The sequence below is a fragment of the Piscinibacter sp. genome (assembly GCF_050175855.1).
GTDB lineage: Bacteria > Pseudomonadota > Gammaproteobacteria > Burkholderiales > Burkholderiaceae_C > Piscinibacter.
The window spans coordinates 1-2,340 of sequence record NZ_JBFXIO010000101.1; the positions used below are offsets into that span (position 1 = coordinate 1).

At 67.4% G+C, this 2,340-nt stretch carries 5 protein-coding genes; 3 read left to right on the plus strand and 2 right to left on the minus strand.

From position 1 onward, the window contains the following. A partial coding sequence (locus AB7U92_RS10025; protein ID WP_428576047.1) for an SsrA-binding protein occupies window positions 1-289 on the minus strand: 289 nt, incomplete at its 3' end. Between the two features lie 47 nt (window positions 290-336). Here AB7U92_RS10025 and AB7U92_RS10030 point away from each other — a divergent pair. Together AB7U92_RS10030 and AB7U92_RS10035 are read left to right on the plus strand one after the other, a co-directional pair. After that, window positions 337-792, plus strand: coding sequence for a type II toxin-antitoxin system RatA family toxin (locus tag AB7U92_RS10030; protein WP_428576048.1), 456 nt, complete (start codon window positions 337-339; stop codon window positions 790-792). A gap of 10 nt (window positions 793-802) precedes the next feature. Next, window positions 803-1,096, plus strand: a complete 294-nt coding sequence (locus AB7U92_RS10035; RefSeq protein ID WP_428576049.1) for an RnfH family protein — start codon at window positions 803-805, stop codon at window positions 1,094-1,096. Between the two features lie 7 nt (window positions 1,097-1,103). On the opposite strand, the gene AB7U92_RS10040 is transcribed toward AB7U92_RS10035, so the two are convergent. Beyond that, window positions 1,104-1,613 carry a DUF4124 domain-containing protein gene (locus tag AB7U92_RS10040; RefSeq protein ID WP_428576050.1) on the minus strand — a complete coding sequence of 170 codons (510 nt, stop codon included), beginning with the start codon at window positions 1,611-1,613 and terminating at the stop codon, window positions 1,104-1,106. A 131-nt stretch (window positions 1,614-1,744) separates the two neighbouring features. Here AB7U92_RS10040 and AB7U92_RS10045 point away from each other — a divergent pair. Then, a partial coding sequence (locus AB7U92_RS10045) for an IMP dehydrogenase (RefSeq protein WP_428576051.1) occupies window positions 1,745-2,340 on the plus strand: 596 nt, incomplete at its 3' end.

Genomic DNA, 2,340 nt, shown 5'->3' on the forward strand with positions numbered 1-2,340 from the left:
CCTTCTGCACGACCATGCCGATCAGGCGGCGGATCTGCTCCTTGTGCAACAGCAGCTTCTTGGTGCGGTCGGCCTCGGGGTGCACGTGGGTCGACGCGCTGCGCAGGGCGTTGATGCGGCAGCCGATCAGGAACAGCTCGCCGTCGCGGATGACCACATAGCCGTCGGTCAGCTGAACCTGGCCGGCGCGGATGGCCTTGATCTCCCAGCCCTCGAGCACCATGCCGGCCTCGAAGCGCTCCTCGATGTGGTAGTCGTAGCGAGCGCGGCGGTTTTCGGCGATGGACATGGGGGGGCAGTTGAGGCCGAGGGCCGCCAATACAATCGCGTGATTGTATGAAGCACGTGAAGAAGTCCGTCTTGCTGTGGTACTCCCCGCACGAGATGTACTCGCTCGTCACCGGCATCCCGGACTATCCCCGCTTCCTGCCCTGGTGCGAGCGGGCCGAGGTGCTCGAGCAGCACGACGCGGGCATGACCGCGCGGCTGCACCTGCACTACGCGGGCGTGCGCCATGCGTTCACCACGCGCAACACGCACGTGGCTGATGCCTCGGTGGAGGTCGACCTCGTCGACGGCCCGTTCTCGCTGCTCGAAGGCATCTGGCGCTTCGTGCCGCTGGCCATGCCCGGCGACGACGAGGCGCAGGCCTGCCGCATCGAGTTCGACCTGCGCTATGCGTTCAGCAGCAAGACGCTGGAGGCCGTCGTCAGCCCGGTGTTCGACCGCGTGGCCAACACCTTCGTCGACTGCTTCGTGCGCCGCGCCGAAGAGGTGTATGGCGCTCGCTGAGCCACTGCGCGTGAGCGTGGCCTACAGCCCACGCGCCGGCGAGGTCGACGAGGTGGCGGTCGAGGTGCCCCAGGGCGCGACCCTCATGGACGCGGTCCGCGCCAGCGGCATGGCGCAGCGGCATCCGGAGTTGGACCTGTCGGAGTCCAGACTGGGCATCTGGGGGCGCGTGCAGCCGGAAAACACCGCGCTGCGCGAGGGAGACCGGGTGGAAATCTACCGGCCGCTGCAGGTGGATCCCAAGGAGGCGCGGCGTTTGCGCTACCGGAAGTCCGCCAGGAAAAAGCTGCCTGCGGGCGGCTGAGGGCGCACTAGGGCTTGGCGCACTCGGCGCTGGCGACGTCACGAGCGCGCTTCATCTCCTCTGCGCGCATCTTGTCGTCGAGCACCTCTCGCTCGCCCTTGTCGTTGATGCGGGCCATGCGCATGCCGCTTTCCAGCGTCCTGATCTGTTCGCGGGCCCGCTTGCAGTTCTCGGCCTTGGCGGCCGCCACGCGTTGTTCCTCGGCCTTGGCCTTGGCGGCAGCTTCCTGCTCGGCCTTCTTGCGTTTGGCCTCGAGTTCGGGATCCACGTTCTTCGGGCTCAGGGGCGGCGCCGAAGCGGCGGACGCGGCCGGCACCGTCGCGGCAGGCGCCATGGCGCGCAACGTCGCACCAGTCGGTCGCTGAAGAATGTCCCTCTCGGCCACGCCGGGCGGCGGGGGCAGGTCGCTGTACTGGATCTGCCCGTTGGCGCCGCGCCATTTCCACTGGGCGGCGGCAGGCAACGCCAGGGCGGCGCCGACGAGGGCAAGCGAGAGGACGGCGAGGCGACAGCGCATGGTGCGATGTTAACGAGCGAGGTGACATTCGAGTGTACCGGCCGCACCCCGCTGCCAAGTGAGGAATGGGTCACAAAGCGTGCGGTGCTGCACGGTCCGTATAATTCGCTTTTGCGTCTGGAGCTTGCCTCATGCGCCTTCTCGGCAAAGCGCTCACCTTCGACGATGTGTTGCTGGTGCCCGCCTTCTCCCAGGTCCTGCCGCGAGATACCTCGCTCGCCACCCGCCTGACCCGGAACATCCGCCTCAACCTGCCCCTGGTGTCCGCCGCGATGGACACCGTCACCGAAGCCCGCCTGGCGATCACCATCGCCCAGGAAGGCGGCATCGGCATCGTGCACAAGAACCTCACGCCCAAGCAGCAGGCCGCCGAGGTGGCACGCGTCAAGCGCTATGAATCGGGCCTGCTGAAGGACCCGATCACCATCTCGCCCGGCGTGCCGGTGCGACACGTGATCGAACTGAGCAAGCAGCACGGCATCTCCGGCTTCCCGGTGGTCGACGAAGGCCGTGTGGTCGGCATCGTCACCAACCGCGACCTGCGCTTCGAGACTCGTCTCGATGTGCCGGTGCGCGAGATCATGACCCCGCGCGAACGGCTCATCACGGTGCGCGAGGGCACCTCGCTCGAGGAAGGCAAGGCGTTGATGCACAAGCACAAGCTCGAGCGCGTGCTGGTCGTCAACGACGCCTTCGAGCTGCGCGGCCTGATGACGGTGAAGGACAT